Source organism: Mycobacterium sp. NPDC050441, from assembly GCF_040655355.1.
Classification (GTDB): Bacteria; Actinomycetota; Actinomycetes; order Mycobacteriales; family Mycobacteriaceae; genus Mycobacterium.
This window is the reverse complement of record NZ_JBFAJS010000001.1, coordinates 845,538-862,135: the sequence shown is the minus strand read 5'-3', so window position 1 is coordinate 862,135 and position 16,598 is coordinate 845,538. Positions and strand designations below refer to the sequence as shown.

The window sequence follows — 16,598 nt, the reverse complement described above, 5'->3', positions numbered from 1 at the left end:
TGGCTCAACGCAATCCGCGCAGCGCCCAGATCGTCAGATAGGCCAACCCGAAGAACGCCGCGACCGCTATCGCCACGCCCGTCGACTGCACGTAGGACAGCGGTGAGCGCATCCAGTCGAACGTCGCCGCGACCACCGCATCGGGCCGGGTCACCAGGTCCCAGGAGTTCCATCGTTGGAAGCGGCCGATGACCACGCCGACAGCGCACGCCGCCACGGACAGCACGACGACCAGCCAGCCCCAGAACGAGCCGAATTCGTCGTCAAGGCGCTGATGCACCAGCAGCAGCGACACCACGCCCAGCAGGATCCCGGTCCACGCCGCGAACCCGTACTGCAGCACATGGCGCCACAGCTCGTAGCCCTCGCCGAGATGGACCAGATCGGTCACCAGATACGGGGCATTCGGCAGGAACGCCAACCAGCCCAGTCCCAGCGGCAGCAGCCACAGCCGGCGCTCGACCAGATCGAACGCGATCGCGAAGACCATCGGGATCCACGCGAGTACGAGGTTCCACACCAGGAACTTGGTCGGATACGACATCGGTGCGGCCGGATCGGTGATCCCAAGGGCCAGGGTGAGCGCGGTCGTCGCCATCAGGGAGACGACCAGCAGGATGCCGCGAGCTTCGGTCATGGGACCAGTTTGCCTGGTGCAGGTTGCCCGCCGAATGTTGGCTTGTGTTCGACATTTTGGCCGAAGGTGACACATAAGCCAACATTGGGCCGAGAAACAAAATCGCCCCCGGGGTGACCCGGGGGCGATTTCGCACGAGCTTCTTAGAACGCAGCCTCGTCGAGCTCCATGACCTCGTTGTCGATGGTCTCGATGACCTGACGGGTGCTGGTCAGCAGCGGCAGCATGTTCTTGGCGAAGAACGAAGCGGCAGCGATCTTGCCCTCGAGGTAGGTGCGCTCCTCGCCGGTGGCGCCGGCGTCGAGCTTCTCGATCGCCACAGCGGCCTGGCGGGCCAGCAGCCAGCCGAGCAGCAGGTCGCCGACCGACAGCAGGAAGCGCACCGAGCCGAGACCCACCTTGTAGATGCTGGCGGCGTCTTCCTGAGCGGCCATCAGGTAACCGGTGAGGCTGGCGGCCATGCCCTGGACGTCGGCCAGTGCGGTGCCCAGCAGCTCACGCTCGGTCTTGAGGCGGCCGTTGCCGGTCTCGTTCTTGATGAACTGCTCGATCTCGCCGGCCACGAACGCAAGCGCCTGGCCCTTGTCGCGGACGATCTTGCGGAAGAAGAAGTCCTGCGCCTGGATGGCAGTGGTGCCCTCGTACAGCGAGTCGATCTTGGCGTCGCGGATGTACTGCTCGATCGGGTAGTCCTGCAGGAAGCCGGAACCGCCCAGGGTCTGCAGGCTCTCGGTCAGCTTGGCATAGGCCTGCTCCGAGCCGAAGCCCTTGACCACCGGCAGCAGCAGGTCGTTGACCTTGTGTGCGAGCTCGGGCTCGACACCGTGCAGCGTCTTGGCGACGTCCTTGTCCTGGAAGGTCGCGGTGTACAGGTACAGCGCGCGCATGCCCTCGGCGTAGGACTTCTGGGTCATCAGGCTGCGACGCACGTCGGGGTGATGGGTGATGGTGACGCGCGGGGCGCCCTTGTCCATCATCTGGGTCAGGTCGGCACCCTGCACGCGCTCCTTGGCGTACTCGAGAGCGTTGAGGTAGCCGGTCGACAGGGTCGCGATGGCCTTGGTGCCCACCATCATTCGAGCCTGCTCGATGACGTCGAACATCTGCGCGATGCCGTTGTGCACCTCGCCGACGAGCCAGCCCACGGCAGGCTTGTCGTGCTGGCCGAAGGTCAGCTCACAGGTGGCCGAAACCTTCAGGCCCATCTTGTGCTCGACGTTGGTGACGTACACGCCGTTGCGCTCGCCCAGCTCGCCGGTCTCGAAGTCGAAGTGGAACTTCGGCACGAAGAACAGCGACAGACCCTTGGTGCCCGGGCCGGCGCCCTCGGGGCGGGCCAGCACCAGGTGGAAGATGTTCTCGAACAGGTCATCGGAATCGGCGGAGGTGATGAACCGCTTCACGCCGTCGATGTGCCAGGAGCCGTCTTCCTGCTTGACGGCCTTGGTGCGGCCGGCGCCGACGTCCGAACCGGCGTCGGGCTCGGTGAGCACCATGGTGGCGCCCCAGCCACGCTCGGAGGCCAGGACGGCCCACTTCTTCTGCTCTTCAGTGGCGTTGTCATAGAAGATCTGCGCGAAGGCGGCACCGCCGGCGTACATCCACACGGCGGGGTTGGCGCCGAGGATGTGCTCGTTGAGCGCCCACAGCAGAGCCTTGGGGGCGGGCACGCCACCGAGCTCCTCGTAGAGGCCGACCTTGTCCCAGCCGCCGTCGATGGCTGCGCGCACCGACTTCTTGAAGGGCTCGGGCAGCGTGACGGTGTGAGTCTTGGGATCGAACACCGGCGGGTTGCGGTCGCCGTCGACGAACGAATCGCCGATCGGGCCTTCAGCCAGGCGAGCCATTTCGCTGAGCATCTCGCGGGCCGTATCGGCGTCCAGGTCGGTGTAGTCACCGGCGCCGAGGGCCTTGTCGAGGCCGAAGACGTCGAACAGGTTAAAGACCTGGTCACGGACATTGCTCTTGTAGTGGCTCACTTTTCCTCCTTGTGAGAATGCCACCTGAGGTTGGGTACTCGGGATAAGTTACCCACCAGTAACTGCGGCCAACTATACCGTTCGGTAACTTCAACGCAAAGAGACTCTGAGCAATTTCTGCGGGCTAACCAACCCAGTGGTTGATCGAAGCTTGTACCCCCTGGTCAAAACGCCTCTGGTCTGCAGTTTCGTCACAATGTGACGATCCTCACGAATATCACCATTAGGGTGGGCGGATGCGTCGAATCGCGGTGTGGGGTACAGGAAACATGGGTGCGACAGCCATCCGATCGGCCACGGCATTCCCGGGGCTGGAATTGGCTGCAGTCATCACGTCATCTGAGGACAAAGCTGGTCGCGACGCTGCGACTTTCGCCAAGCTCGACGCCCCGACGGGTGTCATCGCCACCACCGACGTCGACGCGGCGCTCGCCCAGTGCGACGCGGTCGCCTACATGTCCTCCGGCGATATCCGTCCGGAGGAGGCCATCGCCGAAATCGAGCAATGCCTGCGCGCGGGCAAACAAGTGGTGACCCCGTCGCTGTACTCGCTCTACGACCCGGCGTCGGCTCCGGCCGAGTGGGTCGAGCGGCTCACGGACGCCGCGGCGGCCGGCAACTCAGCCCTTCTGGTGAGCGGCGTCGACCCGGGTTGGGGCAATGACGCTCTGGCGGTGATCGCCGCCGGGCTGTGTACCCGGATCCGGACCATCCGGTGTCAGGAGATCTTCGACTACTCCACCTACAACCAGCCGCATTCGGTGCGGGTGCTGTGTGGTTTCGGTGGCTCGATGGACGAGACGCCGATGATGCTGCTGCCCTCGATCCCGACCATGGTGTGGGGCGGCAATGTCAGGCTCATCGGCCGCGGCCTCGGACTGGAGATCGACGAGATCACCGAGACGGTCGAACGGCTGCCGCTGACCGAGGCCGTCGACAACGTCATGGGCCGGTTCGAGGCCGGTACGCAGGGCGCGTTCCGCCTCCAGGTCATCGGTTGGGCCGGCGGTGTCGAGCGGGTCGTCATCGAGCACATCACCCGCATCGACCCGGCCTGTGCGCCGGACTGGCCGGAGCCCGATGAGGGCGTGGGCGACCACCGCGTCATCATCGACGGCGATCCGCAACTGACGATGGTGGTTCGCGCCGACGTCCCGGGCGGGACTCGCGCCGACGGCGGCAACACCACCGCGGCCAACCGTCTGCTCGGTGCGATCGATTGGCTGGCCACCCAGAAGCCCGGCATCTACGACGGCCTCGACGTGCCGTTGCACCCACCGCTTCCAGCCGAGGTGGAGGCGACCCGCTGGATCTGATTGATCACCCGACGGCGACATCGCTCGCGAGACGATCGCGATTGTCGGGGAAGCGCTCGTGATCGGGGTCAAGGAAGTCGAGGAGGTCGACCATTGCGATTTGTATCGCTCTGAGTCGGTCGGGGTTGTCCGGTTGAGGTGATGTTTGCAGGCCCGCCTCGAAACGCGAGAACCACCGTGCGAATTGGTCATCGTCGAGGCGGCACCGGAAGGTCGCGTAGCCGATAGTGGTGCCGAGCGCCGCGCCGTTGCCGTCGCCTTGAATCATGATCTCGCCGATCGCCCGCTGCTCAACGCGATAGATGTACCGATAATCTTGGTATTTGCTCGATGTTTGGCTGAAGAGGTCCTGGATCTTGCGAACCCGGACGATGAGCTCCTTCGCTTCTCCGACGTCTGCGATATCGGAATACAACATGTCACGCCGCAGAATTTCCACCCAGCCGAAGAACTGTCCGACCAGAAACAGGCTGCTCGGTAGGTAGTAGCTGTCATTCGGCCAGCTGAAGGTGCCCCGCTTGCTCAGGGTGTTGTAGAGGCGGCTTTGCAGGTCGAATGCTGACTCCAGCAACGGATCACGGAATCGGGCTACCAGGCGTGCGGCCTGAGCTGCTTTCGACTGCGCTTCCTGCTCCCGCGCCAGATGGGCTTGCAGTTCGGCGAGCCGCCGTTGCTGCGCGGCATTCCACACCAGCGTGAACATGACACCCAGTAGCGACATGCCGGCTACGACGAAAGACGTGTTGGCGGTTGAGGCATTCATCTGCAGATCCCTCCACGCAAGCGCTCCCTTTCGCACGGTTCTGTGCGCCGCTGCAATCAGATTGCGCCACACAGACCGCAGTTGCTTGCGTAGTTCGCTACTCGAATGTGGCGCGAGCTCACCCCCACCGTTGCTGACGCAAGCATCTGCTGACCGCCCAAATCTAAAGTGCCGCGCAGTGCCGCGGCGATACTCACGGGCGCGCGCTGTTCACGTTGGCACACCGGGCGATGACAGGCCATGACGAAGCCGATTACAACATCTGCGAGGGCGAGCAGGTCTGTGCGATGCTCGTCGGCTGGAATTCCGGCGACGGCCACGTGCACAACAAGTGTCTGGTCGAGGCGATGCAACGGCGCTGCGGGTTCGAGCCGGGCGAGGTTCGCGTGGTGATCCTCGATTCGCAACCGATCCATATCAAGCGACAGGAGTACCGGCTCGTCGACGCTGCCACCGGCGAGTTCGAGCGAGGCTACGTCGACGACATGGTGGTCAATCAGCCTTGGGCAGATTGCCTTCCGATGCACGTCAGCTGTGGAGCGGCAGCCGGCATGTCCTGATTTTTCCTGCCGACCAGACGCGGAGGTACCCGAAAACCAGCGTTTCCGGGTACCTCCGCGTCTTCTCGCGCGAGGGTCAGTCTGCCAACTGCTCCTCGGCAGCCTCGGCAGGTGTCTCCGCCGCGGCTTCCGCCACGGGCGGCTGCTGCGGCTCCTCCTGCTGCGGAGATTCCGCTGACTCCGACGACTCCGCATCGGGCAGCTGACCCACCAGATACTCGGCCAGCCCTCCGATGGTCGGGTAGTCGAACACCGCCGTCGCGTTGAGCGTGAACTTGCCGCCGAACTGAGTGTGCAGCCGGTTGCGGAGTTCGATCGCCATCAGCGAGTCCGTGCCGAGATCCAGGAAGCGGCTGGTTGCGGCCGGCGGTGAGGCGAGGCGCAGGAAGTTCTGCACCTCCTTCTGCAGGAACTCGGTCACGAACCCGGCACGCTGCGGCACCGGGATCTCGAGCAGCTGCTTGAGAACCTCGCTGTCACCGACGATCTCACCGACGGCACTCGGCAACACCAGATCGAGAATCGGTGGACGCGAGCTTCCCAGCACCTTCGCGGCCCGCTGCCAGTTGGCCTTGATGACGGCCGCCTGGCCGGTCCCATTGGCGACGACCTCGGCGAGGGCGGCGAGCGCCGCCGACGGATCCAGCGGAATCAGGCCCTGAGCACTGATATTCGCGGTCGCCGCCTCCGAGGATGCCATGCCGCCCTGACCCCAGGGTCCGAAGTTGATGCCCGTGGCCGGCAGGCCCTGCGCCCTGCGCTGCGCGATCAGACCGTCGAGCAACGCGTTGGCCGTCGCGTAGTTGGACTGCCCGGGTGAACCGAACAAGCTGGACACCGAAGAGGACACGATGAAGAAGTCCAGCTCGTCGTCCTTGGTCAACCGGTCCAGGTGCCCGGCACCGAAGGCCTTGGGCGCCAACGTCGTCCGGAACCGCTCCAAACTCTGCTGGCCCAGCAGCGCATCGTCGAGCACGCCGGCCAGATGTGCCACACCGGCGAGCGGCGGCAGCTCCGCCCGGATCCGCTCCAGGAGCTTCGCGACCTCGGCCTCGTCGCCGACGTCGGCGGTGAAGACGTGGATTCGGGTCTTGTAGCGGTCGGTGATCTCCTCGATCAACTTCTGCGCGTCCGCATCGGGTGCGCGCCGACTGGTCAACACAATGTCGCCGGCCCCGAGCTGAGCGAGGTAGCTCGCCGTGTGCAGGCCGATCGCGCCGAGGCCACCGGTGATCAGATACGTCCGATCGGCCTTCGGCTGCAACGCGGTCGGGATCTGCAGCACGATCTTGCCGATGTGCTTGGCGGTCTGCATGCGGCGGAACGCGGCCCTGGCCTCGGTGAGCGGGTAGATCTCCGCGGGGAGCGGCGTCCACTCGCCTGCGGCCAGCCCCTCTGACACCTCGGTGAGCAGGTCGCGAATGCGGTCGGGTTCGGTGAGCATCACCGTGTCCAGCGCGACGATCTCGTAGGCGATGTCGGGGCGGACCTCGGCCATCTGCTCAGCAGTCCAGATATCGCGCTTGGCGATCTCGGCGAACCGGCCGTTCTGCGCGGTGGCCCGAAGCGTCGCCTCGATGAACCCTTCACTGGTCAGGCTGTTGAGGACCACGTCGACGCCCTTGCCGTCGGTGTCCGCCAGGATCTGTTCGGCGAAATCCGTTGTGCGCGAGTCGTAGACGTGTTCGACGCCGAGCTTGCGTAGCGTCGACCGCTTGAAGGTGCTGGCCGTGGCGAACACCGTCGCCCCCTTGGCCTGTGCCATCTGGATGGCTGCCAGGCCCACGCCGCCGCTGGCCGCGTGGATGAGTACCTTGTCGCCGGGCTTCAGGTCGGCCCAGTCGAACGACAGCCGAACCGTCAGCGCCGCGGCGGGAATCGTCGCGGCTTCCACACCGCTCACCCCGTCCGGGATCGGCGCCAGGAACTGCGCAGGCACGTTGAACCGGCTGGAGAAGGCGCCCTGCATGGAGCCGTAGACGCGCTGGCCCACCTCGAGCCCCGTGACACCGTCACCCAATTGCGTGACGATGCCGGCGAAGTCGCCGCCGATCGGCCCCGGATCGCCCGGGTACAGGCCGAGGACGTTGAGCACATCGCGGAAGTTCATCCCCGCGGCCTCCACCCGTACCTGGACATAACCCTCGTCCGGCGCGGGCACCTCCTTCTCGGTGATCCGCAGGTTGTCGATCGCACCGCGTTCGGTGGGCGCCAGGACGTAATCGCTCCCGCGCGGCACCGTGAGATGCCCACTGCGCGCCCACGGCAACAGCCGTGAGGCCAGCAGCTTGCCCTGCCGCACAGCGATTTCCGGCTCATCCACCGGAGTGGCCAGCAGATTCGCCAGCGCCTGTACGGCCTCTGGTGAGCCGTCGCAATCGATGAGCCTGGCGCGCAACGCCGGTTCCTCGTTGATCGTGGTGCGCCCGAATCCCCACAGCGCCGCCTGCACCGGATCCACCGGCTCACCTGATTCGGTGGCCACGGCCCGCTCGGTGACGATCCACAGACCATTCGGAAGCTTCACACTGCCGTTCTGTGAACCGCCCTGCACCGTGTGCACGGCGCTCAGCAGATTCTCGATCTCGGTCTCGAGGCGTGCGGTGCCATCGGCGCCGGCCTCCTGTGCACTCGGCGTGGCGGCGCGCCAGACGACACCGGAGAACGGCAGACCGCGCTCTGCAGCCTGCGCCAGTACCTGTCCGAGGAGTTCCGGATCGGCGTTCCGGTTGAGCGGGATGCAGCCCGGCACCTTGGCGGCGAGTTCGTCGAATCCGGCGACCAGCCAGGTGCCGCTTGCGTTTTCGGCCCCAGGCTCCGACGGCGGCACCGGTACCTCATGCCAGCCCAGGGTGTACAGAAGCCGGGTGGCGTCGCCACCGAGACCACGCAGCAATGCTTCGCGAGGTGCGCGCTTGACGGTGAACTCGCGAATGCCGCCCAGGTGACGGCCATCCCGATCGATGTAGTCGAGATCGAAGACCTGGGTTTCGCTGTCGAGGGCGCTCTCGTGCCACCTGGCGCGGCAGTAGAACCGCCGGGGCATCTTCTCCTTCAACGTCACCTGGCCGTACCGCAGTGGCAGGAACAGATCGTTGATGCCCTGCTCGGCCGCGAGCAGCGCGGGGAACGCGGGGAAGGCGACGCCCGTGCACAGGTCCATCAGGACCGGGTGCATCGGCTCGGTTCCGAGTTGTTCGGCGAGTTCCTCGCCGACCAGGATGTCGCCGATCGCCTCGCCCTCACCGAGCCACAGCGACTTCAGGGAACCGGACCAGGTTGGGCCCCAGGCCAATTCCAGATCGGCGAAGGTCTCGAACAGCTCCTGCGGACGCATCCGGTTCAACCGCTCGATCGTCTCGTCGATCGGATCTTCCTCGGTGGGGGGATCTTCGGTGCTGTCGCCCACGCCGGCGACAACGGTGCCTTCGGCATTCAGCGACCAATCTGCGTCACGTTCCCCGTAGGGGCGGCTGTGCACCTGGAACTTCCACCCACCGCCGTCGTCCAGCGGATGCAGGGTCAGCTGCACTTCGCGGGAACTCTTCTCGGGCAGGATGATCGGCTCGTAGAAGAAGACGTCCTTGGCGTGGGCCGGGGTGCCGACGGCGGCCAACGCCATCGCGGCATACGTCGCGCCGGGGACGACGACGGTGCCGTAGATGACGTGGTCGGACAGCCACGGCTGCGACTTGACGGAGATCCTGCTGGTGTACACCGAGTCGCCGGACGCGAGATCCTTTGCACTGCCCTGGATCCCGGCGGACGCCGATCCGACCCCGCCGTCCATGGCGATCCCGGCCGACTTGGGCCAGAAGCGCCGGTGCTGGAACGGATATGTCGGCAACTCGATCTTGTGGCCGGGCTTGCGCTGCACCGCTGCGAAGTCGGGTCGGTGGCCGCCGACATAGGCTGCGGCCAGCGCATCGGCGACCTGGCGCCGATCGCCGATGCCCTTGCGCAGGGAGACGATCGCCCGCGGTGCGGCCAGGTGCTCCGGCCATACCTGTACCGCCGCGCTGGTCAGCACCGGTTGCGGCCCGATCTCCATCAACACCGAGCAGCCCAGTGCCGCGACCGTACGGACGCTTTCGGAGAATTGCACCGGCTGACGCGAATGCCGCCGCCAGTACGGAGCGTCGAGCGGGGTCTGGGCCGTCAGGATGGCTCCGGTGCGGTTGCAGACCAGGGGGAGCGTCGGTGCGGCGAACTGCACCTGCGCTGCGTACGCCTCGAACTCATCGAGCACCGGATCCAGTAGTTCCGAGTGGAACGCGTGGCTGGTCTGCAGCCAGGTGCAGCGGATCCCCTCGTCACCGAACTGGGTGACGATCTCCTCGAGGTCGTCGCCCGGGCCCGAGAGCACGGTGTTGGGCCCGTTGTAGGCGCCGACCGAAACCCGCGGGAATTTGTTGGCGATCTCCTCGACGTGCTTGGGGTCGGCGAATACCGCCACCATCCGTCCACCTTCGGGCAGGCTGCCGAACAATCGGCCCCGCTCGGCCATCAGTCGGGCACCGTCCTCCAGGCTGAAGACCCCGGCGACGCATGCGGCCGCGTACTGGCCGACGCTGTGGCCCAGCACGACATCGGGTTCGATGCCCCATGACTGCCACAGCCGCGCCAGACCCATCTCGACGGCGAAGAGCGCCGGCTGTGCATATGACGTGTCCCGCAGGCTTTCTGCCGCACCGCTACCGGTCGCGAACATCACCTCGAGCAACGGACGTGGCAGCATGCCCCGGATCGCGTCGGCGCACCGCGTCACGGTCTCGGCGAAAACCGGCTCCGTGTCGAACAACTCGCGTGCCATCCCCGGGTACTGGCTGCCCTGCCCGGTGAACAACCATGCCGTTGTCGGCTGGTTCGTGTGCTCGCCACGCACCACACCTGGTCGCGTCCGGTTGTCGGCCAGGTCGGCCAGACCCTGGCGCGCCTCCTCGATCGAATCCACGACCAGCGCAGCCCGATGCTCGAAGTGCGACCGCCCGGTTCCGGCGGTCAGGCATACGTCGGTGAGGTCGGCGTCCGGGTGAGCACTCAGCCACCCTTCGTAACGCTGTGCCAGCGCCACGAGTGCTTCCGGTGACCGCGCGGACAGCGCCAGCACAGCGACCTGCTCGGCCGGAGCCGGCGACTCCGTCGCGACCTCGTCGGTCGGATGTTCCTCGGCGGCGGCGGCGGCGGCGGCGGCCGGTCGTGCGGGCGCCTCCTCGATCAGCACGTGCGCGTTTGTGCCGGTGAACCCGAACGAGCTCACGCCGGCGCGGCGCGGCCGGCCGTTGGTCTGCCAGGGGGTCGCCTTGTCCACGACCTGTACCGGCAGTGAATCCCACGGGATGTGCGGCGACGGGGTGTCGAAGTGCAGGCTCTGCGGCAGCATTTCATGCTGCAACGACAACACGACCTTGATCAGACCCGCTGCGCCCGAGGCGGATTCGGTGTGACCGATGTTGGTCTTGACCGAGCCCATCAGCAGCGGCCGGTCGGTATCACGCGAGGTGCCGTAGGCGGCCGCAGCCGCCTGGACCTCGATCGGATCGCCGAGCGGGGTTCCCGTCCCGTGCGCTTCGAGGTAGTCGACGTCCCCGCCGGTCCACCCGGCGCGGGCCAGCGCCGTTCCGATGAGCCGTTGCTGTGCACCACCATTGGGCACGGTCAAGCCGCTGGACGCACCGTCCTGGTTCACCGCGCTGCTGGGGATGACCGCACAGATCCGGTCTCCGTCGCGCTCCGCGTCACTCAGCCGCTTGAGCACGAGAACGCCGCAGCCCTCACTGCGTACGTAGCCGTCCGCGGAGGCGTCGAAGGTCTTGCACCGCCCGACGGGGGAGAGCATGCGTGCGCGGGATGCGGCGACGACTGTCACCGGGGAAAGAAGGACGTTCACTCCGCCGGCCAAGGCGAGGTCGCAATCGCCGGAGTGCAACGCCTGGCAGGCCTGATGGATCGCCACCAGCGCCGAGCTGCACGCGGTGTCGACTGCCATTGCCGGGCCTTCGAATCCGAGTGCGAAGGCAACCCGGCCGGAGATGGCATTGAGGGCATTGCCGGTGATGAAGTACGGCTCGATCTTGTCGATCGACTCCGACGACAGCAGGTGCGCGTACTCGTTGGCGGCCACCCCGGCGAAGACGCCGGTCCGGCTACCGCGCAACGCGGCCGGCGAGTACCCGGCCCTTTCGAGCCCCTCCCAGACCGTTTCGAGCATCAGCCGTTGCTGCGGCTCGATCCAGACGGCCTCACGCGGGGAGATGCCGAAGAACTCGGGGTCGAATCCGTCGATGCCGTCGAGGAATCCGCCGAAGCGCGTGTAGGTCTTGCCTGCTGTCTCGGGGTCCGGGTCGTAGAACTCGTCGATGTCGAATCGGTCTTCGGGTACTTCCCTGATGGCGTCGACGCCGCCGGACAGCAAGTCCCAGAAGGCTTCCGGGTTGGGTGCGCCGGGGAAGCGGCACGACACGGCGACGATCGCGATGGGCTCGTCCGTGCGTGCTGTCACGGCTGCCGGTTGCGGCGCCGGCTTGGCCTGTTCGTTGAGTCCGAGCACGTCGCCGAGCAGATATTCGGCTACGTCGGAGATCCGGGGGTAATCCATCACCAGCGTGATGGGGATCTCCGCGCCCACTCCCTGCTCGATGCGGCGCCGCAACTCGACGGCCATCAGCGAGTCCATGCCGAGGTCGAAGAACCCGGCGTCCTCGCGGATCTCCGATGAGTCCACGCGCGTCACCTCTGCGACAGCGTCGCGCAGGTGGTCGGTCAGGAGCTTCTTGCGTTGCTGCACCGGAGCATTGGCCAGGCGTTCGACCAGCTGCGTCTTGCCGGATGCAGTGGTGGGCGCCGCGTTCGAAAGTTGTGCCGGTACCTCACGTTCCAGCTCTGCCAGGAATCCCCGCCGGCCCGCCTGCTGGTACAGCGGCAGGAAGCGGGCCCAGTCGATCCGGGCCACGACTCCCTGCGCCGAGGAAGCCGCTACGACGTCGGCCAGCCCGGCCAGTGCGTCGGCGGGTGGCAGTGTCCGGACACCACGCTGATCCAGCCGCGCACGAGACTCCGCGTCGGCCATACCCGCGGCCCATGGACCGAAGTTGACGCTGGTCCCCGGGATATTCTGCTCGCGCAGTCGCCAGGCCAGTCCGTCGAGGAAGGCGTTCGCCGCACCGTAGGCGGTCTGACCGTATCCGCCCCAGACCGAGGCGATCGACGAGGTGCTGATGAAGAAGTCGAGCTTCGCCTCTGCCGCTGCTTCACTCAAATGCCAGGCACCCCAGACCTTCCCGGCGAAGACGCGATCTACCTCGTCGTCGTCCAGGTTGGCCAGCGGGGTCGTGCCGAGCTCGCCCGCGGCGTGCACGATGCCCGCCAGCGGCGGCAGCTCGGCAGCCACGGTCTTCAACAGGCGTGCGACGTCGTGCGCATCGGCGACGTCGGCAGCCACCACGCGGATGTCGCAGCCGTGCTGGTCGCCGAGTTTGGTGATGCGTTGCGTGGCGGCCTCGCTGGGCGCGCGGCGGCTGGTCAGCACCAGGTGCTTGGCGCCGTGGGCGGCTAGGTATCCGGCGATCTCCAGGCCGATCGAACCCAGTCCGCCGGTCACCAGATACGTTGCGTCACCACGCAGTTCCAACGGTGTGCCGCTCGGCAGGTCCTCCCGGCGAACCAGCCGGGGGACATAGACCGCCTGATCGCGCAACGCGATCTGGTCTTCCCGCCGGGCCGCGTCGGCCGACGTCGTGATCCGGTTGAGCAGCGCGGTCCACTCGCCGGCACCGCCTTCGGACAGGTCGGCCAGTCCGCCCCACAGCTGCGGGAGCTCCAGCGCCGCGGCGCGACCGAATCCCCACAGGGCACTCTGTTCCGGCGCCACGGTGTCCGCATCGGTGACGTGTTGTGCGCCGCGGGTGATCAGCCAGATCGGAGCCCTCAGGTCGGCCTCGGCCGCGGCGCGGAAGAGACGTCGCGTTCCGGCCAGGATTTGGTGTTGCATCCGCAGCAGTGACCTCATCGAGGGCACGGTCTTGGCTTCCGGTTCCCCGTCGAGGGCTGCCACGTGAAGGATGCGAAGTGTTGAACCGTCTGCAGCCGCAGTGCGCAACGCATCTGCAAGTTGATCGGTGTCCGCGTCGGACGTCGGCAGCGCGAGGAACCGGTGCTGCTGCCCGCGCGAGGTCAGGGCGTCGACCAGTGGCTGGACCGCCGGGGTCTGCTCACCGATGAGCAGCCAGGTGAACGACTCTCCGGAGTCCGCGCCCGACAGCGGAGTAACCGCTTTCTCCCAGCGGAACTCGTAGCGGTCGTCGGCGATGGACTCGGTCGATCGTTGGCGGTTGTGTTGCGCTGCCAGCTTGGTCAGCACGTCCAGGGTCTGACCGTCACCGCCCGCGCCGTCGAGCAGTGTCGCGAGTTCCTCGAGGCGGCCGTCTTCGAGAAGGCGAACGGCCTGGGTGCGCGGACCGGCAACGTGCTGTCGCTGGTTGGGCTCTTCCCGATTGTCCCGATACCAGTACTGGCGATGCTCGAACGGGTAGGTGGGCAGATCGAGCTTCCGCGCGTGCGGGTGCCGGAACGCGCTGAATTCGGGCAGGTGACCCAGGACGTACGCGTCGGCGACGGCCTCGGTGATCTGCCGCTGGTCGGTGGTGTTGCGGCGCAGTGACGCGATCACCCGCGGCGCGGTGGCCTGGTCGGGCCAAGCCCCCAGGGCCGTGGCGGTGAGCACCGGCCGTGGCCCGATCTCGACCAGCAGCTTGCAGTTCATGTCGGCAAGGGTGCGCACGCTCTTGGCGAACTCCACCGGTTGGCGGGCATGCCTGCGCCAGTAGGCGCCATCGAGCTTCACGCTCCTGCCCAGCGCCGCGCCGGTGCGGTTGTCGATCAGAATCCGTTGTGGTGCGTTGAAAGTGAAACGGTTTGCATACGTTTCGAATTCGTCGAGGATCGGATCCAGCAGCGCCGAGTGGAATGCGTGGCTGGTTTCGAGCCAGTCGCACCGCACGCCGTCGGCGGTAAGTCCGGCGACGGCCCTCTCCAGTTCCTCCGCGGACCCCGACAGCACCGTGTTGGGACCGTTGTAGGCGGCAACCGACAGCGTGGGGAACTCGTCGATGAGGCTCTCTACCCGCTCGGCGGCGGTGAACACCGCGACCATGCGGCCCCCCGCGGGCAAGCTGCCGAAGAGGCGACCTCGTTCGGCCATCAACTGGGCGCCGTCCTCCAGACCGAACACGCCCGCGACGCATGCGGCCGAGTACTGGCCGACGCTGTGACCCAGCACCACGTCGGGTTCGAAGCCCCACGATTGCCAGAGCCGGGCCAGGCCCATCTCGACTGCGAACAGGGCGGGCTGTGCATACGAGGTCCTGCGCAGTGTCGCTTCGGCATCATGTTCTTCACGCGAGCGCTCATCGGCGGCGTCCAGATCGAAGATCACGTCCAACAGGGGCTTGTCGAGCTTGTCGGCGACAGCCGCCGCGCAGCGCTTCAGCGTCTCGGCGAATACCGGCTCTGAATCGAACAGCTCCCGGGCCATGCCGGCGTACTGGCTGCCCTGGCCGGTGAACAGCCAGGCCGTCTTGGGCTTGTCGTGGGATTCGCCGCGAATCAGGCCCGGCGCCGGGCGATCGTCGGCGAGCGCGCCGAGTAGTTCGATGGCGGATTCCCTCGAATCGACCACCAGCGCTGCCCGGTGCTCGAGATGTGCCCGTCCGACCCCCGCGGTGTGGCACACGTCGGCCAGGGTGGCCTCGGGGTGAGCGCTCATCCAATCGCGATATTGCTCAGCGACCTGCACCAATGCGGCGGGTGTGTGTGCCGAGAGGGGGAGAATGCCGAACCGTTCCGGTTGGGGCTGCTCCACCGGACCAGCTGCCGCCGGTTCGGGCGCTTCCTCCAGGATGACGTGGGCGTTCGTCCCGGCGAATCCGAACGAGCTGACTCCCGCGATGCGTGGCGTGCCGTTGCGCTCCCAGGGGGTGGCCTCCTTGACCACCTCGACCGCGAGTCGGTCCCACGGGATGTGCGGCGACGGGTTCTGGAAGTGCAGGTGCTGCGGCAGCAACTCGTTCTCGAGGGACAGGACGACCTTGATGACGCCCGCGATGCCGGCGGCGGCCTCCAGATGGCCGATGTTCGTCTTGGCCGAGCCCATCAACAACGGCTGCCCGGGTTCGCGTCCGGTGCCGAGTACCGCACCTGCGGCCTGGGCTTCGATCGGGTCACCCAGCGATGTCCCGGTGCCGTGCGCTTCCAGGTAGTCGACCTCTTTGGGTTCGAGGCCGGCGCGCTTGAGCGCATCAGCGATGACGCGCTGCTGAGCGACGCCGTTGGGCACCGTCAATCCACCCGACGCGCCGTCCTGGTTGATCGCACTGCCGCGGATCACGGCCCGGATGTGGTCACCGTCGCGGACGGCGTCCTCGAGGCGCTTGATGACGATGACGCCGCAGCCCTCGCCGCGCACATAGCCGTCGGCAGCCGCGTCGAACGTCTTGCACCGGCCGTCCGGTGCCAGCATGTGGGCACTGGAGAAAGTGATCATGGTGGCGGGTGTGAGCAGGACGTTCGCACCGCCGGCCAGGGCGAGATCGCATTCGTTTAAGCGAAGTGCTTGGCACGCTTGATGGATCGCCACCAGCGACGAGCTGCACGCGGTATCGACCGCGACCGAGGGTCCCTGCAGACCCAATCGATAGCTGATCCGGCCCGCGGCCGCGGCATTCGAAGTCCCGATGGCCATGTAGGCCTCGATCTCGGGGTAAGTCAGCTCGTCAGAGGCCATTCCGAGGTAGTCGTGGGTGGCCAGACCCACGAACACGCCAGTGTTGGTGTCAGCCAATGCTGTTGGCGCGGTACCCGAGTGTTCCACCGCGCGCCAGGCGGTTTCCAGCAGGAGCCGGTGCTGCGGGTCCATCAACCGGACCTCGCGTGTCGACATGCCGAAGAACGGCGCGTCGAATCCGGTTACGTCATCAACGAAACCCGCACGGCGGGTCACCACCTTGCCTGGTGTGCCGGGCTCCGGATCGAAGAATTCCTCGACGTCCCAGCGGTCTTCGGGTACGTCGGAGATCCCTTCGCGTCCCGTCCTCAGCAGGTCCCAGAAACCGTCGGCGTCTGGGGCCCCTGGAAAACGCGCAGCATAGCCAACGATGGCAAAGCGTGCGAACTGTTCGTCTGGACGTTCAACGGATTTCATCCCGTTGTCCTCCTCGCATCGGCGTGCAGAACTACACCTCCGCGCACCCCCCGAAAGCGCTTGAAGATCAACTTCGATCCACTATTGCATGCGAACCTGTGGCGCGCGCGACTCCCCTTGCCCGGTCAAACTTCCCTCAGCAAGCT

The 16,598-nt window shown here is 66.6% G+C and carries 5 protein-coding genes and 1 pseudogene; 2 read left to right on the top strand and 4 right to left on the bottom strand.

The features are described from left to right. Positions 1 to 4 precede the first annotated feature (4 nt). Both AB0I14_RS04245 and AB0I14_RS04240 read right to left on the bottom strand, forming a co-directional pair. Positions 5 to 637: a DUF1361 domain-containing protein gene (locus AB0I14_RS04245; RefSeq protein WP_358016227.1), complete on the bottom strand. Its 633-nt coding sequence runs from the start codon at positions 635 to 637 to the stop codon at positions 5 to 7. Between the two features lie 143 nt (positions 638 to 780). Beyond that, positions 781 to 2,616: an acyl-CoA dehydrogenase gene (locus AB0I14_RS04240; protein ID WP_358016224.1), complete on the bottom strand. Its 1,836-nt coding sequence runs from the start codon at positions 2,614 to 2,616 to the stop codon at positions 781 to 783. 236 nt (positions 2,617 to 2,852) lie between these two features. On the opposite strand from AB0I14_RS04240, the gene AB0I14_RS04235 reads away from it, so the two are divergent. Beyond that, a complete protein-coding gene (locus AB0I14_RS04235) occupies positions 2,853 to 3,932 on the top strand; it encodes a dihydrodipicolinate reductase (RefSeq protein ID WP_358016221.1) in 1,080 nt (359 codons plus the stop codon). A 4-nt stretch (positions 3,933 to 3,936) separates the two neighbouring features. Here the strand turns inward: AB0I14_RS04235 and AB0I14_RS04230 are convergent, their stop codons facing one another. Then, positions 3,937 to 4,695: a hypothetical protein gene (locus AB0I14_RS04230; protein ID WP_358016218.1), complete on the bottom strand. Its 759-nt coding sequence runs from the start codon at positions 4,693 to 4,695 to the stop codon at positions 3,937 to 3,939. Between the two features lie 182 nt (positions 4,696 to 4,877). Here AB0I14_RS04230 and AB0I14_RS04225 point away from each other — a divergent pair. After that, positions 4,878 to 5,255: pseudogene (locus AB0I14_RS04225) on the top strand (DUF3556 domain-containing protein); the annotation flags it as partial. Between the two features lie 76 nt (positions 5,256 to 5,331). Here the strand turns inward: AB0I14_RS04225 and AB0I14_RS04220 are convergent. Then, entirely contained in the window at positions 5,332 to 16,452 is an 11,121-nt protein-coding gene (locus AB0I14_RS04220; protein WP_358016215.1) for a type I polyketide synthase, read from the bottom strand. Between the last annotated feature and the right edge of the window lie 146 nt (positions 16,453 to 16,598).